Annotated in this window: 1 protein-coding gene; it reads right to left on the bottom strand. The window is 75.4% G+C overall.

Annotation, left to right across the window (positions count from 1 at the left end; translation table 11 throughout):
- Nucleotides 1–682: CheR family methyltransferase (locus tag HMPREF0731_RS22455; protein WP_007006571.1), on the bottom strand; the 682-nt coding region annotated here is incomplete at both ends.

A 682-nucleotide genomic window follows, 5' to 3' on the forward strand; every position in this document is an offset into this window, starting at 1 on the left:
CCGCCGCCTCCCAGAAGGCGCGGGCGGTGGGGGTGTCGAGCCGGTAGGCGCCGTGGCAGCCAGGCAGCGGCGCCATGCGGGTGCGCAGCGACAGCAGCACCTCGGCGGCGCCGAGATACAGCACCCCCTCGGGCGCCAGGCGGCGGGCGCAATGCTCCACCACCCGCTCCTTGGTCGGCACGTCCAGGTAGATCAGCAGGTTGCGCAGCAGGATGACGTCGAAGGGCCCGGCCACGCCCGGCTCCTCGACCATGTTGGCCTGCTCGAAGCGGCACAGGGCGCGCAGGGCGGGGCGCAGCCGGTAGCCATCGGCCTCCGCCTCGAAGCAGCGGGCGAGCCGCGCCTCGGACAGGCCGCGCCGCACCTCGAAGCTGGAGTAATGCGCCTGCCGCGCGCGCTCCAGGACCGTGGGCGACAGGTCGGTGCCGAGGATCTCGACCGCGCGGCCGCCCAGCTGATGGCGCTGTTCCTCGGCCAGCATGGCCAGCGAGTAGGCCTCCTGGCCGGAGGAGCAGGCGGCCGACCAGAAGCGCAGCTTCGCCTGAGGCGGCCGGGCGGCGGCCAGGCGGGGCAGGGCGCGCGCCAGGTGCAGGAAGGGCGCCTCGTCGCGGAAGAAGCTGGTCTCGTGCGTCGCGGTGGCCAGCGCCGCCTCGCGCGCCAGCGCCGCATTGCCGGGGGTGCG

Source organism: Pseudoroseomonas cervicalis ATCC 49957, assembly GCF_000164635.1.
GTDB lineage: Bacteria > Pseudomonadota > Alphaproteobacteria > Acetobacterales > Acetobacteraceae > Pseudoroseomonas > Pseudoroseomonas cervicalis.